The 19146-nt window shown below is 25.0% G+C and carries 11 protein-coding genes and 1 pseudogene; 1 reads left to right on the top strand and 11 read right to left on the bottom strand.

Annotation, left to right across the window (positions count from 1 at the left end):
* The first annotated feature begins 32 nt into the window (after positions 1-32).
* A complete protein-coding gene (gene tyrS, locus K0T98_RS01490; RefSeq protein WP_225639640.1) occupies positions 33-1310 on the top strand; it encodes a tyrosine--tRNA ligase in 1278 nt (425 codons plus the stop codon).
* Positions 1311-1654: 344 nt separating this feature from the next.
* Here tyrS and K0T98_RS01485 read toward each other — a convergent pair whose 3' ends face one another.
* From K0T98_RS01485 to cspE, 11 genes and pseudogenes are all read right to left on the bottom strand, one after another.
* Positions 1655-2005 (bottom strand): HIT domain-containing protein, encoded by a 351-nt coding sequence (locus K0T98_RS01485; protein ID WP_225639639.1) that lies wholly within the window; start codon positions 2003-2005, stop codon positions 1655-1657.
* Between the two features lie 205 nt (positions 2006-2210).
* The gene (gene oppF / locus K0T98_RS01480) at positions 2211-3221 is read right to left on the bottom strand and encodes a murein tripeptide/oligopeptide ABC transporter ATP binding protein OppF (RefSeq protein ID WP_225639638.1); all 1011 of its coding nucleotides are present in this window, start codon (positions 3219-3221) and stop codon (positions 2211-2213) included.
* Positions 3218-4204: an oligopeptide/dipeptide ABC transporter ATP-binding protein gene (locus K0T98_RS01475; RefSeq protein ID WP_225639637.1), complete on the bottom strand. Its 987-nt coding sequence runs from the start codon at positions 4202-4204 to the stop codon at positions 3218-3220. Before K0T98_RS01475 ends, oppF begins: the two co-directional genes overlap by 4 nt.
* 15 nt (positions 4205-4219) lie before the next feature.
* The gene (gene oppC / locus K0T98_RS01470; RefSeq protein WP_225639636.1) at positions 4220-5128 is read right to left on the bottom strand and encodes an oligopeptide ABC transporter permease OppC; all 909 of its coding nucleotides are present in this window, start codon (positions 5126-5128) and stop codon (positions 4220-4222) included.
* A gap of 17 nt (positions 5129-5145) precedes the next feature.
* Positions 5146-6066: an oligopeptide ABC transporter permease OppB gene (gene oppB, locus K0T98_RS01465; protein WP_225639635.1), complete on the bottom strand. Its 921-nt coding sequence runs from the start codon at positions 6064-6066 to the stop codon at positions 5146-5148.
* A gap of 1714 nt (positions 6067-7780) precedes the next feature.
* Positions 7781-8574: pseudogene (gene thyA / locus K0T98_RS01460) on the bottom strand (thymidylate synthase).
* Between the two features lie 70 nt (positions 8575-8644).
* On the bottom strand, positions 8645-9520 hold the full coding sequence (lgt, locus tag K0T98_RS01455; protein ID WP_225639634.1) for a prolipoprotein diacylglyceryl transferase: 876 nt from the start codon (positions 9518-9520) through the stop codon (positions 8645-8647).
* A 3992-nt stretch (positions 9521-13512) separates the two neighbouring features.
* Positions 13513-14376, bottom strand: a complete 864-nt coding sequence (locus tag K0T98_RS01450) for a PTS mannose transporter subunit IID (protein ID WP_225639633.1) — start codon at positions 14374-14376, stop codon at positions 13513-13515.
* 15 nt (positions 14377-14391) lie between these two features.
* The gene (locus tag K0T98_RS01445) at positions 14392-15189 is read right to left on the bottom strand and encodes a PTS mannose/fructose/sorbose transporter subunit IIC (RefSeq protein ID WP_225639632.1); all 798 of its coding nucleotides are present in this window, start codon (positions 15187-15189) and stop codon (positions 14392-14394) included.
* 67 nt (positions 15190-15256) lie between these two features.
* Entirely contained in the window at positions 15257-16222 is a 966-nt protein-coding gene (gene manX / locus K0T98_RS01440) for a PTS mannose transporter subunit IIAB (RefSeq protein ID WP_225639631.1), read from the bottom strand.
* 1510 nt (positions 16223-17732) lie between these two features.
* On the bottom strand, positions 17733-17942 hold the full coding sequence (cspE, locus tag K0T98_RS01435) for a transcription antiterminator/RNA stability regulator CspE (RefSeq protein WP_225639630.1): 210 nt from the start codon (positions 17940-17942) through the stop codon (positions 17733-17735).
* Positions 17943-19146 lie beyond the last annotated feature (1204 nt).

The raw sequence follows: 19146 nt of genomic DNA, 5'->3' as shown, positions 1-19146 counted from the left end.
TATTAAAATAAATAAAATTATTGGAGTATTTAATGTCTAATATAAACCTAATAAAACAACTTCAAGATCGAGGTATTATTGCCCAAGTAACACATTCAAAAGAATTAGCAGAGAGATTAAAACAGGGACCGCCATTAATACTATATTGTGGATTTGATCCTACTGCTAATAGTTTACATTTGGGACACTTAGTACCATTACTATGTCTTAAACGTTTTCAGTTAGCAGGCCACAAACCTATTGCTTTAATAGGGGGTGCAACTGGTCTTATAGGTGATCCATCTTTTAAAAAAATAGAACGTAAGCTAAATTCCCAGGAAAATGTATATGAATGGATAGAAAAAATAAGCTTTCAAATAGCAAAATTTTTAGAATTTAATTACCAAAAAAATAGTGCTATTATAGTAAATAACTATGATTGGTTTAAAAATATGAACGTACTGACATTTTTGCGTGATATTGGTAAACATTTCTCTGTTAATCAAATGATTAAAAAAGAAACAGTTAAACAACGTTTAAATCAGAATGAAGTGGGTATTTCTTTTACAGAGTTTTCTTATAACTTACTACAAGGTTATGACTTTGCTAATCTTAATAAGATGTACGATGTTGAACTACAAATAGGTGGTTCTGATCAATGGGGTAATATAACTTCAGGTATTAATTTAACCCGTCGTCTTTACCAAAAAAAAGTATGGGGTTTAACACTTCCTTTAATAACTAAATCAGATGGTAGTAAATTCGGTAAAACTGAAGGTAATAACACAGTTTGGTTGGATCCTAATAAAACAAGTCCATATAAATTTTACCAATTCTGGATAAACACTGCAGATTCAGATGTATATAAATTTCTAAAATTCTTTACTTTTATAGATCTACAAGAAATTGATGCTTTAGAAAAAGACCATCATAAAAATATATTACCACGTGCTCAATATATCCTTGCTAATACTGTTACTCGTATGGTTCATGGTGAAGAGGGACTGACTATAGCAAAACGTATTACTGATAGCTTATTCTTTGGAGATCTCCAAAGAATGACCGAAGATGATTTTATTCAACTAGCCCATAGTGGTATACCTATGGTACGCCTAGAACGCAATACAGATTTACAACGAGCATTAGTTTACTCTAAACTCCAATCATCTTGTAGTCAAGCTAGAAAAACTATCTCTTCTAATGCAATTAGAATTAATGGTGAAAAACAGTCTAATCCAAAATATACTTTCTGCAATGCAGATCGTTTATTTGACAATTTTACTTTATTATGTCGCGGTAAAAAAAATTATTGCTTAATATACTGGAAATAAATATACATACAATTAAACTAAGAATTAAGAATTGTGAAGATACATTAAGTTTATATATTCTTATTTAATTAATAAGAAATAATATACTATTAGCTTAATAGTATGTTACTATTATAGGTATAATGATATGATTATATTTATAAATATTTATTACCAAACCGGATTATCCTAAAGTAATATTAAAGTTATATTAACTTAACTAATACGATATAAGCCAACTAATCTTAATAGTAATGAATAATTTGGGAGTAGGTACCTTTAAGTATATGTAGTAATAAAGAGTACTTTTCACAATAATTTTTATTATATAGTAATATTTTGATAAAGACTAAATTATAATATCATTATCTTACAAGTAATGGACCTAATACACGACCCCCTAATAAATGCATATGGATATGATAAACTTCCTGTCCTGCATGACCATTACAATTTATAATTAAGCGATAACCATCCTTAGAAATTCCTTCTTGTTTAGCAATTGTTGACGCTGAAATAATCATACGTCCTAGAATATTTTCATGTTCTGGCTTAACATCATTAATAGTAGGTATAACTTGATTAGGAATAATTAAAATATGTTTTGGCGCTTGTGGTAATATATCTCTAAATGCAGTTACCAGATCATCCTGATATAGAATATCTGCATAGATTTCATGACTAATAATTTTGCTAAAAATAGTATTTTTTATCATAGATAGAGTTATTTAATTATAACAATGAATAAATTAAGGATTATTAATCCTGTTATTAGTAATATAAGTTTTAACTTTAAAAGTTAACAATATTTAAATGATAAAGTAATTAATACTAACAATATTAGTACCACTTATGTTTAATTTTTACAAATCATAAAATGATATATACATCTTTATAATAATATAAATATATTGTGCATTTTTAATGCAGACCTATTTTAAAGCACGCAACTAAGTGGTTAGCATCTCCCTTCATCAATGGGTAAGTTGAAATACATTCAAGACTTGCTATAGGACAACGGGTATAAAAAATACAACCTAACGGTGGATTAATTGATGATGGTACTATTTCTTGTAGTATATTTATTTTTTTCTTTTGTTCTATATCAGGATCAGGAGTAAGCATAGCAGACATAAGATTTTTAGTATAAGGATGCTGGGGGTTCTTGTATACCTCTTCATAAGTTCCAAACTCAATTGCATGCCCTAAGTACATTACCATTACCCAATCTGAAATATGTCTCACTACTGCTAAATCATGAGCTATAAAGATAAGGGAAAAATCTATTTCTTCACGCTGTAATTGCTGCAATAAATTAATTACCTGCGCTCTAATAGACACATCTAATGCAGATATAATCTCGTCACAGATAATTAGCTTAGGTGAAAATAGTAAAGAGCGCGCAATCCCGATACGTTGACATTGTCCACCGGAACATTGATGTGGATACCGATTAATTAAATTAGGTAATAAACCCACTTTTATCATAATACTTTTAACACGATCCTTTACTTCTTTGCGTAATATTTTTGGATAATATGTTTTTAAAGGTTCTGCAATAATATCACCAATCGTCATACGAGGATTTAATGAAGAAAACGGATCTTGGAAAATCATTTGGATATCGCTACGTACTTTATGCCGTTGCTTAGTATTCATTTCAATTAAATTTTTACCTAACCACTCTATACGACCATAAGTAACTTTCACTAATCCAACTATAGCTCGTGCAAAAGTAGATTTACCACATCCAGACTCTCCTATTATACCTAAATTTTCACCTTTATACACACTTAAACTAATGCCATCAACTGCTTTAAGTATTTTAGATGGTTGCTGCCAGAACCATGTGTTGTTATCTTTAATTTTAAAATGTACTTTTAGATTAATTACTTTTAATAAAACTTCTTTATTTTGATTACCATTATTCATATCAATTCTTCTACTGTTTTAAAACAGGCACGCAACCGTCCTTCACCAAATTTTTCTACAGATGGTATTTTAATACACAGATCAAAAGCATAAGAGCAGCGAGGTTGAAAAGGACAACCTTTCGGTAAACATCGCATATTAGGTGGATTACCTGGAATAGTAAATAGGGTTTTATTTTTACGATTTAAGGTAGGAATAGCATTAAGCAAACCAATAGAATATGGATGACTAGGTGTATAAAATATATCCCGCGTAAGTCCATATTCCATAGTTCTACCAGAATACAGTATTAATACTTTATCGCAAATACTAGCTACTAACCCCAGATCATGAGTAATAATAATAATTCCAGTATTAAACTCCTTTTTTAATTCATTAAATAAAATAATCATTTGTGCTTGAATCGTTACATCTAGAGACGTTGTTGGTTCATCAGCAATAAGTAGCTTAGGTCGACATAGCAATGCCATTGCAATTATAACTCGTTGACTCATACCTCCAGACAATTCATATGGAAACATACGCATATACCTACGTGCTTTAGGAATTTTAACCGCATCTAACATCCGTAAAGATTCCTGAAAAGCCTGATATTTGCTCATTCCTTGATGTAATATTAGAACTTCCATTAGTTGTTTCCCCACGTGCATATAAGGATTTAGTGAGGTTGTTGGATCTTGAAATATCATGGCAATTTCTTTAGCGCGCAGCTTATTTATTTCTTTTTCTGGCAAATTTAAAATTTGATTTCCATTTAATAATGCAATACCACTTATATAACCATTCTTAGCTAATAAACCCATAAGAGCAAAAGCAATCTGCGATTTACCAGAACCAGATTCACCAATAATACCTAACGTTTCACCTTTAGATAAAGAAAAATTTAAACCGTTAACTGCTGTTATTATATTATCATTAGTAAAAAAAGTTACACGAAGATCCTTTACCTCTAAAAGATCTTCAGTTATTTTTATTTTTTTCATTCTTGTGTAACTTCATTAAATATATTGAGGATCTAAAGCATCACGCAAGCCATCACCAATAAAATTAAAACAAAATAAAGTAATTACTATAAACACAGAAGGATAAATAAGAAGCCATGGAGCAACTTCCATTGAGTTAGCCCCGTCACTTAATAAAGATCCCCAGCTACTCAGTGGTTCCTGAGCTCCTAAACCAAGGAAACTTAAGAATGATTCAAATAAGATCATATTTGGCACTAGTAGTGATGCATAGACAATTACTATTCCTAGTAGGTTAGGTATGATATGACGTATAATAATGTTATATGTAGAAACTCCTCCTACTAAAGCTGCTTCGATAAATTCTCTATGTTTTAGACTCAATGTTTGCCCACGTACTATGCGTGCCATATCTAACCAAGATATCATGCCGATTGCTACAAAAATTAACATAATATTATGCCCAAAAAAAGTAACCAATAAAATTACAAAAAACATAAATGGAACAGCATTTAGTATATCAAGTAAACGCATCATCAAATAATCTATCTTACCACCTATATAACCAGATATCGCTCCATATAAAGTACCTATTATAATAGACACTATAGCTCCGATAAATCCTACCAATAGAGAAATACGACCCCCCATTCCTATGCGTACAAATAGATCACGCCCTAATGAATCTGTACCAAAGTAATGTCCAGAAGTTATATTGGGTGCTGTAGATATCATTACCCAATCAGTATCATCATAAGAAAACTTAGAAAATATAGGGGCTAAACATACAAATATACTAATAAATATAAGTATAAAAAAACTCACTACTGCTGCATGATTGTGGATAAAACGATTATATACATCTTCCCATAAGCTACGACTTTCTAAGTCTATATATTTTACCAAATTATCATTGGCTATTTGAATATTATCATTCAGTAACATATAAAACCTTTTGTTGATTATAAACGTATTTTAGGATCAATAATTGCATACAGTATATCAACAATTACGTTAAATAAGATAGTTAGAACACCAACTAACATAGTTAGGCTAAGTACCAATGAGTAGTCACGGTTAAGAGCACCATTAACAAATAACTGACCAATACCAGGTAAACTATAAATAGTTTCAACAACCATTGAACCTGTAATCATCCCGACTAGTGCTGGACTTAAATAAGAAATCACTGGCAATAATGCAGGTTTTAATGCATGATATAAAATGATATGATGCACTGGTAATCCTTTTGCACGAGCAGTGCGTATAAAATTAGAATGCAACACTTCAATCATAGAACATCTCGTGATACGCGCAATATTTGCAATATAAGATAAACATAGAGATATAGTGGGAAGAATCATAAATTTAACCCCCCCCCCATTCCAACCACCACCAGGTAACCATTTTAATTGAATAGCAAAAATTAATATTAATAACGGAGATAATACAAAACTAGGTATTAATATACCAGTCATTGCAAAACTCATTACTGCGTAATCCCATTTACTATTTTGTTTTAACGCTGCTAATAATCCTGATGTTATACCTAAAATTACTGATAGCATGAATGCTATACAGCCTAACTTAGCAGAGACAAAAAAAGAAGCACGAATTAAATCATTTACTGAATAATCTTTATATTTAAAAGAGGGACCAAAATCACCGTGACATAATTGAATTAAATATTGGCTATATTGCTTCCATATTGGATCCTTTAAAGAATATTTTGTTTCAATATTTGCTAGTAATTCAGGTGATAATACTCTTTCATCAGTAAATGGACTACCTGGAGCTAATCGCATTATAAAAAATGATATAGTCATTAAAATAAAAAGTGTTGGTATAGTTGCAAGTAAACGATATAATATAAATTTTAACATTACCTAGTCCTTTAATTTAGCCTTAAGACTACATTGTTTTTCAAAACATGGTATACCTGTACTATATTTAGTATAATTTTCTATTTAGAGAAAATATACTCATTGACTATAAAAAATCTTAAACTTCATTCTTACTCATAATTACTTAATGGATTATAGATTAATATCTAGTTATAGCTCTTGATTTTAATATATTACATCATTATCTTGTATATCTTATTAGCATAATGAGAAAACTTCAGTGTTATATATCTATCAACATCTATATAATTTTTTAGTAAAAAATATAACTTATATTTTTATCACAATAATAATTGTACTTAATTAATATTTAAATATCTCATAGGAATATTTTATTAAGTAAATTTTAATAATCTTACTATTCTGTCTTTAAAGGAAAAATATATTTTACTTAAAAAGTAATATTATAAAAATAAAGTACTGAAATTGCATTAAGTAAAGAAATGTACTTAATGTAAGTTTGATAATAATTATTACTATTAGATCTTATTAATTTAGAAAAATTATGTTACTAAGATTACATTATTGTTTTATATAAATAATGTATAGATTTCATTATAGAAATAAATCATTATAATAACTCAGTAAGATTTATTTAAGTAGTTATTATTTTAAATATAGATAAAGATTATTACCTTATATATCCAATAAAAATTTAAAATAACTATAAAACGGTATATTACTAGCTCTTCTTTATAATAAGAGATTAATTTAGTATATATTTAATATTTTGTACTATAGTGATCATTAAAATAATTATGTAAAAACTACTGCTTTTATATTAGTCATTATATAGATTTAAAGATAAATTATCAGAAAGCATATATTTATATTATTTAATATAACTTATTATATATTTTATTATTAAGATGTATTTTTTAAATTTTAATATTAAAGAAGAGAGATTATATCTTATATTTAATAATCACTAAAAATATCAAATCACTGAATTAATTAATGTTTAATATTTAATTTTATTGTTATATTAAAGATAATATTAAGAGTAATTGATTGGATCAATCATATGTTTTAGTATTTATAATACTATTGCGTACTATATCTTTAAGAAAAATAAATTTGCTGTATAATAACTCAGTGATCTATTTTTAGATCGGTTGCATTATTTAATTAAAATCAATTATTATTAAATATATATTTAAGTTTATTGCATTTAAATATATAATATACTTCAGTAATTAAAATTTACTATTATATATAAATATATATAAAATATATCTTAGAATAAATCAACCAAATAATAATCATACATAATATATAAACAAAAGATATTTGTACATAACTATATAACACATATAAATTATTTTCGCATACAATCAAATAAGAAATAATTATAATTAATTATGCTTATTATTTTTTTGACAAAATCAAATATTATTTTGTAAGTTTTAAAGTATATTTTATCTATCTAAAATATTTAAAAAAATTAAAATATAGAATACGAATAGTTAGTATTATAACGAATAAATATTTTTGTATGATATAAACAATAATTGTATAATAATCTTATAATAATAAGATTATATCTTAATATTATCTTCTATAATATAGCAACAATTTATTTAATAAAATATTCTCTTCTTATATTTCTAAACCTATTATTTAAATACCCTTCTCATATAAGTAATGTACCATTTTAGTAAAAACTATTCTTTATAAGTAATTAAACCTAATATTAAATAGCTACTGGTGCTTTAATCCCGGGGTAAGGTTTATAACCTTGAATTTCAAAATCCTCAAAACGATAATTAAAGATGGATTTTGGTTTACGCTTGATCACTAAATTAGGTAAAACACGAGGTTTACGACTCAATTGAAGTTGAGCTTGTTCTATATGATTATTATACAGATGAATATCACCACCAGTCAAAATAAAATCACCAAGCTTTAAAGATACCTGCTGAGCTATAATATGCACTAATAACGCATAACAAGCTATATTAAATGGAAGCCCAAGGAATACATCACAAGAACGCTGATATAATTGGCAAGATAATTTCCCCTGGGCAACATAAAACTGAAATAATACATGACAAGGAGCTAGAGCCATTTGATCTAACTCACCCACATTCCATGCAGAGACAATAATACGGCGTGAAGTAGGATTATATGTCAACTGTTCTATTACTTTACTTATCTGATCAATCTGAAATCCATAAACCGTCTCCCATGCTCGCCACTGTTTTCCGTATACAGGGCCAAGATTTCCTTGTTCATCAGCCCATTCGTTCCATATAGTAATATTATTTTGACGCAAATAAGAAATATTGGTTTCTCCATTAAGAAACCACAATAATTCATAAATTATTGAGGGTAAATGGCAGAACTTTGTGGTAACTAGTGGAAACCCATCCTGCAAATTAAAACGTATCTGATGTCCAAAAATAGACAATGTACCTGTTTCTGTACGGTCAGATTTTTTTGTACCCTCAGTAAGAACTTTTTTATTAAATCAAGATACTGCTTCATCTTACCTCATAAATTTGTATTTTATATATAACATGAGCTACTAGCTTTTTATATGAAAAATATTTTAAAATTACTTTAAATTATTTAAAAGCTGCGGACTGCGATAAATCCAAAACATAATAATAATGCCAGCAATGATCATTGGAATAGAGAGTATTTGCCCCATACTAATTACACCATTAAAAAGTCCAATTTGAACATCTGGCTCACGAAAAAACTCAACTATGATGCGTAACGTACCATAACTAATTAAAAAACATCCAGAAATAAATCCTATCTTTTTATGTTTTTTTAGTAATAAAATATTTAAAATTATAAATAATAAAATTCCTTCTAAGAATAGTTCATATAGTTGTGACGGATGGCGTGGTAGTACACCGTACTGGTTAAGTATATATTGCCACTTAGGATGATTGGAAGCCAAGATAATATCTTGACTTCTTGAACCTGGAAATAACATAGCCCACCTATTATTAATGCTAACACGTCCCCATAACTCTCCATTGATAAAGTTACCTAAACGTCCCATACCTAAACCAAAAGGTATAAGAGGAGCAATAAAGTCAGAAATCTGGAAAAAATTCTTCTTACTGGTATATGAAAATAATAACATAACTAGGATTACTCCAATTAAACCACCATGGAATGACATTCCTCCTTCCCATACTCTAAAAATGCATATTGGATTTTTAAAAAATATAGGAAGATTATAAAATATAATATACCCTATACGACCACCAAGAAGAACTCCTAAAAATCCTGAATAAAAGAGATTCTCGACCTCATCTTGAGTCCAATTACCTCTTAACTTATTAACTCTTCTCTTTGCTAACTGCAAAGCAAAGAGAAAACCTATTAAATACATAAATCCATACCAATAGACCGATAATGATCCTATAGAAAAAATAACTGGGTTAAATCCAGGGAAACGTAAATAGCTAGTCATAGCTGGAATTACTCCCTCTAATATTAGGTATATTTAATAATTAATATTAATACATAAATATTATATGTAATAATATTTAAAATATTATATTATTGATTAATGATAAATAATATTATTTTCCTTTATATTAAAATAAGTTCAAGTAAAATCTTCTAAATTATTTTTTATAAAATAGTAGTATTTTTATTTTAAAACTATCATATTCACTTTTTAAGTTAAGTAAAGGATTACTATACAATCTTTTAATAATATAAAATATTTATCTATATTTTCTAGAGACTGTACAACTTAGTTTTTCAAAAAGTAATTATACATGTAAAATACATATTAAATAAGTGATATTTATAATAATAATTTATGAATATTATATAAAGTTATATCGTAATAGTTAATAATATTATTATGCTAAATGTGCTATTTTGCATATTATTTTTACTAAAATAGAAATACAATAAATTAATTAAATTTTTAATTAATTAAAATACTTATTTTCATTAATATCTTTTGCTAATTAATTTTATTATTTTAATTATGTATTAATTTTAATATGTTGAATTTTATTCAATAGTATTACAATTTTAAATAAAATTTAATATATAAATTAATTAATAATATATGTAATTCTTTATCAACATTAATTATATTAATACTTATACTATAAAATTACTATTTTATATTTATATTTAAATATTTACTATTAATATTATTTCCTATAATAGGAAATAGAAAAAATTTTATTATAAAAATATATAAATTTAAAATATCATAATAAATGTGCTTGTAAAAAATATGTTTTAATAATACTAAAATCTTTAATGTAATACAATTATCTTAGATAATTTAGATGGTGATATAAAACATAGTAACGTAGGTATTATAGTATACCTAGTAAATATAAAAACTATAGATATTTTTATATCTACTATTTTAAATAAGTAATATAAATACTAATACAAAAATTATAATAAAAATATTTACAAAACAATAGATATAGATTTTTCTATGTTTTAAGACTTGTGATAAAAATATAAGTTGATTCAATATTATAATATTACTATTGGTAAATTTAATTCAGTTAAAAAATGTCATTAATTAAAGCAATAATATAATATAAAATTAAAAACTAAGGGAATAATAATTCCATCATAATTACAATGATATTATTACTTATAGAGCAAAACTCCATAAAATTTTTTACTAAATTTATCTATAATCAATTACTATTTAAATTTATTTCAGAATTATCAGGTATTTTAATTTAAACTAACGCTAATAAAATATTTTATCTAACTTAAATTAATATTCATATATCCTTCTAGGATTTTACTATTTATACACATTAAAGTAGTCTCTATAAGAGATTTAATAAAGATACTTCTGGCAATATTTTATGGACTAAATGACATAAATTACAATAAAAATAAATAAATATCATTAGAAATAAAAATTCATGATCCTGCATCAATTTAAATACCTTTTAAGCACTGCAAGTATTCTCAATACGGATCAATATCACTTATACCTAATCATTGTTATAGTTTACGGTTTATATAATCCTATCTGGTAGAGTTATAAGTGTTTACACCTATATGATATAGAGTTTTTGCTAAAATAGTATTTAATTAATAATTTTCTAGATTCTGATAGTCTATTAGTAAACTACATAATAATTTCGATGGTTAATATATTATTATTCTTAATTTTTGATCTTTACCGAATCATTATACCTAATAATTTTATGACAAATATTAGAACTTTTATTATTCATGTCTAATAAAATAATATTTGCCACTCAAGAACATTTAATATTATTAACTGAATAATAAATAACATATCACCTAGCATATAATATGCAGATACACTAGAATATTTAGCTAAACTTTAAATATATTATAAATATTATCTTCTCATTAGTATTCTATATTAATACCTCTGATATAGAGAATAATAAGCAGTTATTTTTATTAAAAGATCTATAAACATTAAATTTCCTGTATCATAATTCTAGATTTATTTATATAAGATTTTAAAATTATCAAGATATAGTTGTACGAAGATTACACTATTAAAAGCAATAAATTTACAATTATACTTTATCAATTTATTAACTTTCATTTAATATCTTTTTAAGATATAGGTTATTGTTTATATTATCTTCTATTATGATATTAAAATTTTATTTTTTAAGTAAAAAACACTCTAATATTCACACTACATTTACTTTAGTCTTTTATACTAAAAATATCTTCTTAAAAAGTAATGATAGTATTGTTATGTCTGATATTAATTACACTTTTTAACATAAAAGTTATCACTTCTTTCAAAGTATATTTTATTAAATAAATATAAAAGGTTTTATTATAGGTAATACGAAAAGATAAAACAGATGATAATATTTTTGATAAATGAACTAATACAGTATATTTTTAATGGCATTCCTGAATAACTATAAAATCTAGATTATGCAAGTTTATATATTATATAGAGAAATATACATAAAATAATTATTAAGATAATAGATAATATATAATTTTAAAAATATTAAATAATATGAAACTATAATGCTAATGAATTGATGTATTATAAAATTTGATTTTATAATTCTTAAACATTGGTAATGAATAAAAATTAATATCTAAAGATTCTAATAATAACTTTTTAATAAAATAAAATAATCTTGCTGTATTTATTAAAAAATATTTTGATTAATAATCAATGTAAATCTATATTATTTACTTCAATCAGTAATGAAAAAATTAAGTAGTATATTAATAAAATTATAATAATGAGTATTATTTAATAGAATGACTAATTTATATATAGATCCATTATATGTTATATTTTATGGTATTATTTTATATTCTAGAATATTGACGATAGTAAAATAATAATTCTCAGTGATTAATAATTTTGTATAAGATAATATCTTATATCCACTAAAAATAATAAAAAATTAATTTATTATACAATAATAGTTAAACTATTTACTTATAATGATAAGTGTTTTTAAATATCTTAAATATATAAATGAAGATTGATTTAAAAATAAGTTTATTTGCTCTTTTAGAAAAAAAATTCTATGTTAATATTTAGTATAATTAATACGAAATAGATTAAATATTTTAATTCAGAGATATATTTAAATTTTCATTAACTAATAATAAAACTATAACTTTATAAGTATAAAAAGTAATTATTATTTATAATACGTCATATCAAGTAATAGTTTATTATAAATAAATTATAAATAATGAGATGAAATATTTCTATTAATTAAAATTAAAGAGTGCGTATTTAGAAACATACGTATATTACTAAGAACTATTAATTTCTATATAGCTAATATATAAAAATAAATTACTAAAATATGTTTTATGAATCTAGCTAAAAATTTTTAAAATTATATGTTATCACTATAATAAAATTATTATATATTGTAACTAGTAATAGTAATCTATTTTTAAAGGCGTAAAAATAATTATATACTTAAATATACAAAATTATATCTAATGTATTTTATGGTGACTGTTAATATGGATATAGGTTATTAACAATACTTATTATAGTTTAAGTAATAATTTTTAGATATCCTATTTTATAGGATATCTAACTCAAAAAAGTAATTGTATGTAATCCACTTACTCATATAGTAAGTTGATTACATACAATTTAGATAAAATATAAAAGAAAATTAAATAAAAAATTAATATAGCTAAATCTAGCTAATACAAAAACCATAAACTTTAATATATTAAACAGATATTATTATATTAGTACTATTTATATTTTATATTACTAGATTAGTTTTTGTATATACATTTTTTATATAAAATACTGAATATTATAAAGGTAATATTTTACATATATTACTTTGTAATATAAAAATTAATTGAAATAATTACTTATTAATATTTTTCACTAAAATACCAAAAATACATTTAGAGACACAGAGATAATAAGCCGAATAGATTCTAACCCTATCCGGCTTATAATTATAAGCTTAATAGACCGCTCCAACAACCAAAAATACCTATTAGGAAAAAACCAATAATTATCCATAATGCATTAACTTTTTTACATAGTAACCACATACAACCAAAAGTTAATATCAGTGGTATTAATCCAGGCATTAACTGATCTAAAATATTTTGTACAGTTGTCACTGTAGTATTACCAGTTTGGTCAGTAATACGAGAAATCACAAGAGGGATATTCACATGTGTCCATTTGTTAACTAGAGCTCCCATAACAAATAGACCTAAAATAGATGCTCCTTCGGTCATTTTTTGAAGGAAACCTCCACCCAAATCGCTTACTATATCAAGTCCTTTCTTATATCCATAGGATACACCGTAGTAACAAACTAACAAACGTACTACATTGAATAATATAAAGAATAATAAAGGACCTAGCAAACTACCAGTAATTGCAATACCTGCACCTAAAGCAGCAAATACTGGACGCAAAGTACCCCAAAATATTGGATCACCTACGCCAGCTAATGGCCCCATTAGACCAACTTTAATGCTATTAATAGCGCTATCATCAATTGGAGCACCATTAGCCTTTTGCTCCTCCATTGCTGCAATCACACCCAAAATATGAGTAGCAATATATGGATGAGTATTAAAGAATTCTAAATGACGCTTAATAGCCTTTTTACGCTCGTCTGTATTCTCTGGATATAAACGATGAATTACAGGTACCATAGAGAAACAAAAACCTAAGGCTTGCATACGTTCAAAATTCCATGAACCTTGCAAGAGATTAGAACGAAGAAATACTCTACCTAGATCACCTGCGGTGAGTTTTATTTCAGTTTTTTGATCTTTAACTAATAATGTTGTATCAACCATTTTCTCACCTTTTAATTAGTCTAATTCGTTATCAAGATCATTTTTTCTAGGAGTTACTGCTACAACTTGAGGTTTATTATATTTAGGGCTTAACTGAATATATAAAATAGCCATAATTATACCTAAAATACCTAATGCAACTAAGTTAAAATTAGTAAATGCAGCTGTAACAAAGCCTAAATAAAAGAAAGGCATTAAGTATCCGGCACGCATCATATTAATAACCATAGCATAACCAACAACTACTATCATACCTCCAGCAATAGCTAGACCAGAAGTAACAATTTCAGGGATAGCATTCAGCATATTATGAATAGTATTAGTACCTACTGATAAAGCAACAATAACTGCTGGAATGGCAATACGCATAGCTTGTAGTATTAAAGCAGAACAATGTAATAGGTTAATAGCTCGTAGATCACCACGCTCTGCTGCACCATCAGCACAATGTTGAAAACCCACTGTAATAGTCCGAACTATGATAGTTAAAACCTGTCCTGCAGCTGCTAGTGGAATAGCTAATGCTATTCCAGCACCCACACTTTGTCCTCCAGCAATAACCAGAGTTGTTGAAATTATGGATGCAAGAGCCGCATCAGGAGCAACTGCTGCACCGATATTCATCCAACCAAGAGCTATCATTTCTAATGTACCACCAATAATTATACCTGTTTTCATATCACCTAAAACAATACCGATCAGAGTACAAGCAACTAATGGACGGTGAAATTGAGATTGATCAAGAATTGAACCAATTCCCGCAATACACGCAACAATAAATATTAGTACAATTTGAAGAGTTGTAATCTCCATTGAACTGCACCTCTTTTAATTAAAACACTAAGTTTAAAAATATAAATCGATAACTTCCGATTCAGCTTTAGTTCATTTTATTAAGTAATTCCATCATCTTTAAGCGACTATCATTTGGAACTTTGCGTATTTCTAATTCAATACCACGCACATCTAATTTTTTAAATGCTTCGATGTCTTGTTGATCCACCGAAACTGCATTAGTAATCTGTATTTTCCCCTGACGAAAAGCCATACCACCAATATTAATTGAATTAATTTCAATACCATGTTCAATTAAGTATAATGCGTCAGTAGGGTTGGTAAATAGTAGTATTACACGATCTCTACTATAATCTGGATTACTATAAACACGGATCATTTTTTCAATATTAACTACATGAGCAGTAACACCTGGAGGAGCAACCTGCTTAAGAAGAGTTGAGCGCATATGATCTGCAGCAACTTCGTTATTTACTACAATAATACGACTAACATTATTTTCTTTTGTCCAGAGGGTAGCTACTTGTCCATGAATTAAACGATCATCTATACGTGCAAGACATACTTTCATGTGATACATATTACTCACCTGATCCTGTAATGCTTTTAGAATAGGAGTTTTAGATTGATGTAATCCATTTACTGTAGATTTTTTTATATTTAGAGCACGAATCCCTTCACGTCCTGTTTCTAATGCTAATAAGATTAATTCATCAAAACTGAGGTTATCATCACGGGCCATAAAGGTCTCAACTAGCATGGGAATATTTACTCCAGCAATAACCTGATAATTATCTTTATTTAAGGAAATCCTGCTAGCTGCATTAAAAGGACTACCACCCCAAGTATCAACAAAGAAGATAATACCTTTACTAGAGTCTAAATTAATTAGTATTTTGTTATACTTTTCAATCAGTATTTCAGTATTTTCACCGGGGACAAAATCTATATAAGCAACATTATTTTGTTTTCCTAACAACATTTCTGCAGTTTTTAACAATTGTTCTGCCGCTACACCGTGTGTGCTTATTACAATAGCAACACTACTCACTAGTTATCTCCTTTTCTACTTAATATTTATGCTATATATCGTTGATAAAATTACTATTTTAGTATATAATAAAATTAAAATATCTTATATATCTATTTCTTATGTATACCTTAACACTCACAAATAAACTATGTATAAGTTTAACTACTAATTATTTTACTTCAAGACTAATTACTTATAATGTTATTGTACTTTAAATAATAAAATAATAAATTATTTTATTATTTAATATTAAATAAATTCAATTTATCTTCACTGTATTATATTATTTAGTAATAATAAAACTATATTTTTTTTTTAAAAATAATATTATTTATATTTTTAATACCTTAGGTTAAATATAGCTATGATTTTTATTTATCACGATTTACATTCCTATACATATTTAATAAAAATCCAAGGGTTTATATAAAAAACACCATGGTATACGATTAAGTGTTATTATATAAGAATTTAATCATTATTATGATCATAAATTAGTATAATTATTACGTTATTTAATTGTTATTACTAGTTAAATAGTACCGTATTTATATAACTATTGTTATACTTGATCTTATCAATGAATAAGGCATAATATTTTACTAACACAATCAATCATGAAAAATAACATAAATTATAAAATTATATAAAATATATTATATTTATGTATGATCTTAACTTTGCTGCTATATAGGACCTATCTTACACTATCTTTCCATGTTATTTTATAGACACAATATTCTAATATATTCTTGTTTTTAACTTACTATAATTATTTTAAAACACTATTACAAGCAAAAATAACAATTGTTTATTTAAAACCGCTTAGAATTGAATAATAAGTATTATTTTTTACATATAGTTGTAATGAGCTAAGTAATAATAATAATAAATAATTATTAATTTGGTTATATAAATTTTATTATTAAGTTAAACTGATGTTTTTTTTAAATAAATATTTAAAAATATATTTAATAAAAACATATTTAATAACTAAATATTTATATACCTAAACTAACTAAATTTATACAAACAAATTTTTACTATTTTACATACAATAAATGTAAAGTTTTAATTTATTCATAATCAATAATATGTTATTTCAACGAAAATAATTTTGATTATAAATATTTATTAACAGTAATTTATAATTAAAGTTATAAACTTGAGCATTTTTCAATATCTGATAAAATATATAGATTATATACAAACATTTATTATTAATATTCTATAAGATATTTTAAATTAATAAACACTCTATTTTAGAAAACTTCTACATTTAAAAATATTTAATAGTATTTTAATCACTTGATATACGTTCTATCTTATTGTATCAAAATACAATAAGAGGTATAATTACTATAAATTAATTTAATTATATTCAAATTGAAATTTATTACTGTATTAATAAATTTATGAATACTTATTAGATTATATCTATAATCAAATAATATTTCGTATAAATGGCAATTTAAAAGTATTAGCCATAAAAAACCCGCATAAAGCGGGTTTTTTATGGCTAATACTTTTAAATTGCCATTACATTAACTGCAGATGGTCCCTTCTGACCATCTTGGATCTCAAACTCAACATGCTGACCTTCAGCTAACGTTTTAAAACCATTACCTTGAATTGCAGAAAAATGTACAAACACATCTTTACTGCCGTCAGTTGGGGTTATGAAACCAAAACCTTTAGCTTCATTAAACCACTTTACTTGACCTTTTATCTTGGACATCTTGAATATTTCCTTTAGATTATTTAAACCACTCTGAAGCGCAAGCCAGAAAAATAAAACACACCAAATAGAGTAATTACTTATCTAAGCAATAAGATAGTAATTAGTGAATAAATAATACCTCAATATTATAATATATACTTACTATTTTTTATTAAAAAATTACAAGTATACAGAAGAGATATGTCTTATTAAGACATATAAGTTATCACATATTATATATCTAATGGCAAGTAATTTTCTCTATTATAAAACTATTATGGAGCAAACAATAAATTTCAGACATAAATTTTCTAAACTTTAATACTTATGAGTTTAATGAAAAAATAATTATTGAAAAAACATTAACTACACATGTATTTATTATATTACAATATTACAATATACTTCATTTAAGTTTTATTATTCTATATAATTAATAATTATCAATGATAATTAATCATATCATGTAATTTTAATTAAAGCGATTATAAACTTTCTTAAATTTTATTTATAAGATTTATTTAAATTATGTTTGATATTGAAAATATAGTTTATATTACTCAGATATATTTTATTAGATAAATATTCTATTTTTATTATTAGATTTTAATAAATTAATTGATTTTTCTAAATCTTTAGATTTCTAGAGAGAGATTAATTGGACAAAATTTATTAAATAGTCAATATAGTATATTTACGTAAGTATTATTCTAAGTGTATAACATATACTTTTTATATTTTTCACCATATAGAAAATATATAGTTTTATAGTAAATACCTATTATACTCTTGGGGTAATATAATAAGTATTATAAGGTAATATTCTTAATGAAAAATGATTTAATTTATAAACAAACTAGATACCTGTATATGATATTAAAATCAAATAAAGTTTGTAAATATAATTGAGCTATTAGTAGGATATTTTTTTAAAATGATTATAATTTTATATATTAATATAGTTATTATTACCTCCTATAATATAAAATTGTGAAACTATAGAAGTTAAATAACTTGAAGTTTATATTTATATAACAATAATTAAATAATCACACTGTACTAATATCAATTTTATTGATATAATCTAATAATATATTTTAGTAAAATTACTAGGTAATGTTTTAAAGTCTTCTTAATTTAAGATTAGTAATCTACTATATAGTAATAATTACTAAATATTTTTTTATAAAATAAATTAATAATAAAAGACGTAATATTAATT

Origin of the sequence: Candidatus Profftia sp. (ex Adelges kitamiensis), assembly GCF_020342455.1 — a bacterium.
Taxonomy (GTDB): Bacteria; Pseudomonadota; Gammaproteobacteria; order Enterobacterales; family Enterobacteriaceae; genus Profftia.
The sequence above is the reverse complement of the archived record's forward strand: the minus strand, read 5'-3'. Positions and strand labels throughout refer to the sequence as shown.

Bases quoted from the DNA above. Each gene is read 5' to 3' on its own strand.
- tyrS (WP_225639640.1), top strand. From the start codon at position 33: ATGTCTAATATAAACCTAATAAAACAACTTCAAGATCGAGGTATTATT.
- K0T98_RS01485 (WP_225639639.1), bottom strand. From the start codon at position 2,005: ATGATAAAAAATACTATTTTTAGCAAAATTATTAGTCATGAAATCTAT.
- oppF (WP_225639638.1), bottom strand. From the start codon at position 3,221: ATGAATAATGGTAATCAAAATAAAGAAGTTTTATTAAAAGTAATTAAT.
- K0T98_RS01475 (WP_225639637.1), bottom strand. From the start codon at position 4,204: ATGAAAAAAATAAAAATAACTGAAGATCTTTTAGAGGTAAAGGATCTT.
- oppC (WP_225639636.1), bottom strand. From the start codon at position 5,128: ATGTTACTGAATGATAATATTCAAATAGCCAATGATAATTTGGTAAAA.
- oppB (WP_225639635.1), bottom strand. From the start codon at position 6,066: ATGTTAAAATTTATATTATATCGTTTACTTGCAACTATACCAACACTT.
- lgt (WP_225639634.1), bottom strand. From the start codon at position 9,520: ATGACTAGCTATTTACGTTTCCCTGGATTTAACCCAGTTATTTTTTCT.
- K0T98_RS01450 (WP_225639633.1), bottom strand. From the start codon at position 14,376: ATGGTTGATACAACATTATTAGTTAAAGATCAAAAAACTGAAATAAAA.
- K0T98_RS01445 (WP_225639632.1), bottom strand. From the start codon at position 15,189: ATGGAGATTACAACTCTTCAAATTGTACTAATATTTATTGTTGCGTGT.
- cspE (WP_225639630.1), bottom strand. From the start codon at position 17,942: ATGTCCAAGATAAAAGGTCAAGTAAAGTGGTTTAATGAAGCTAAAGGT.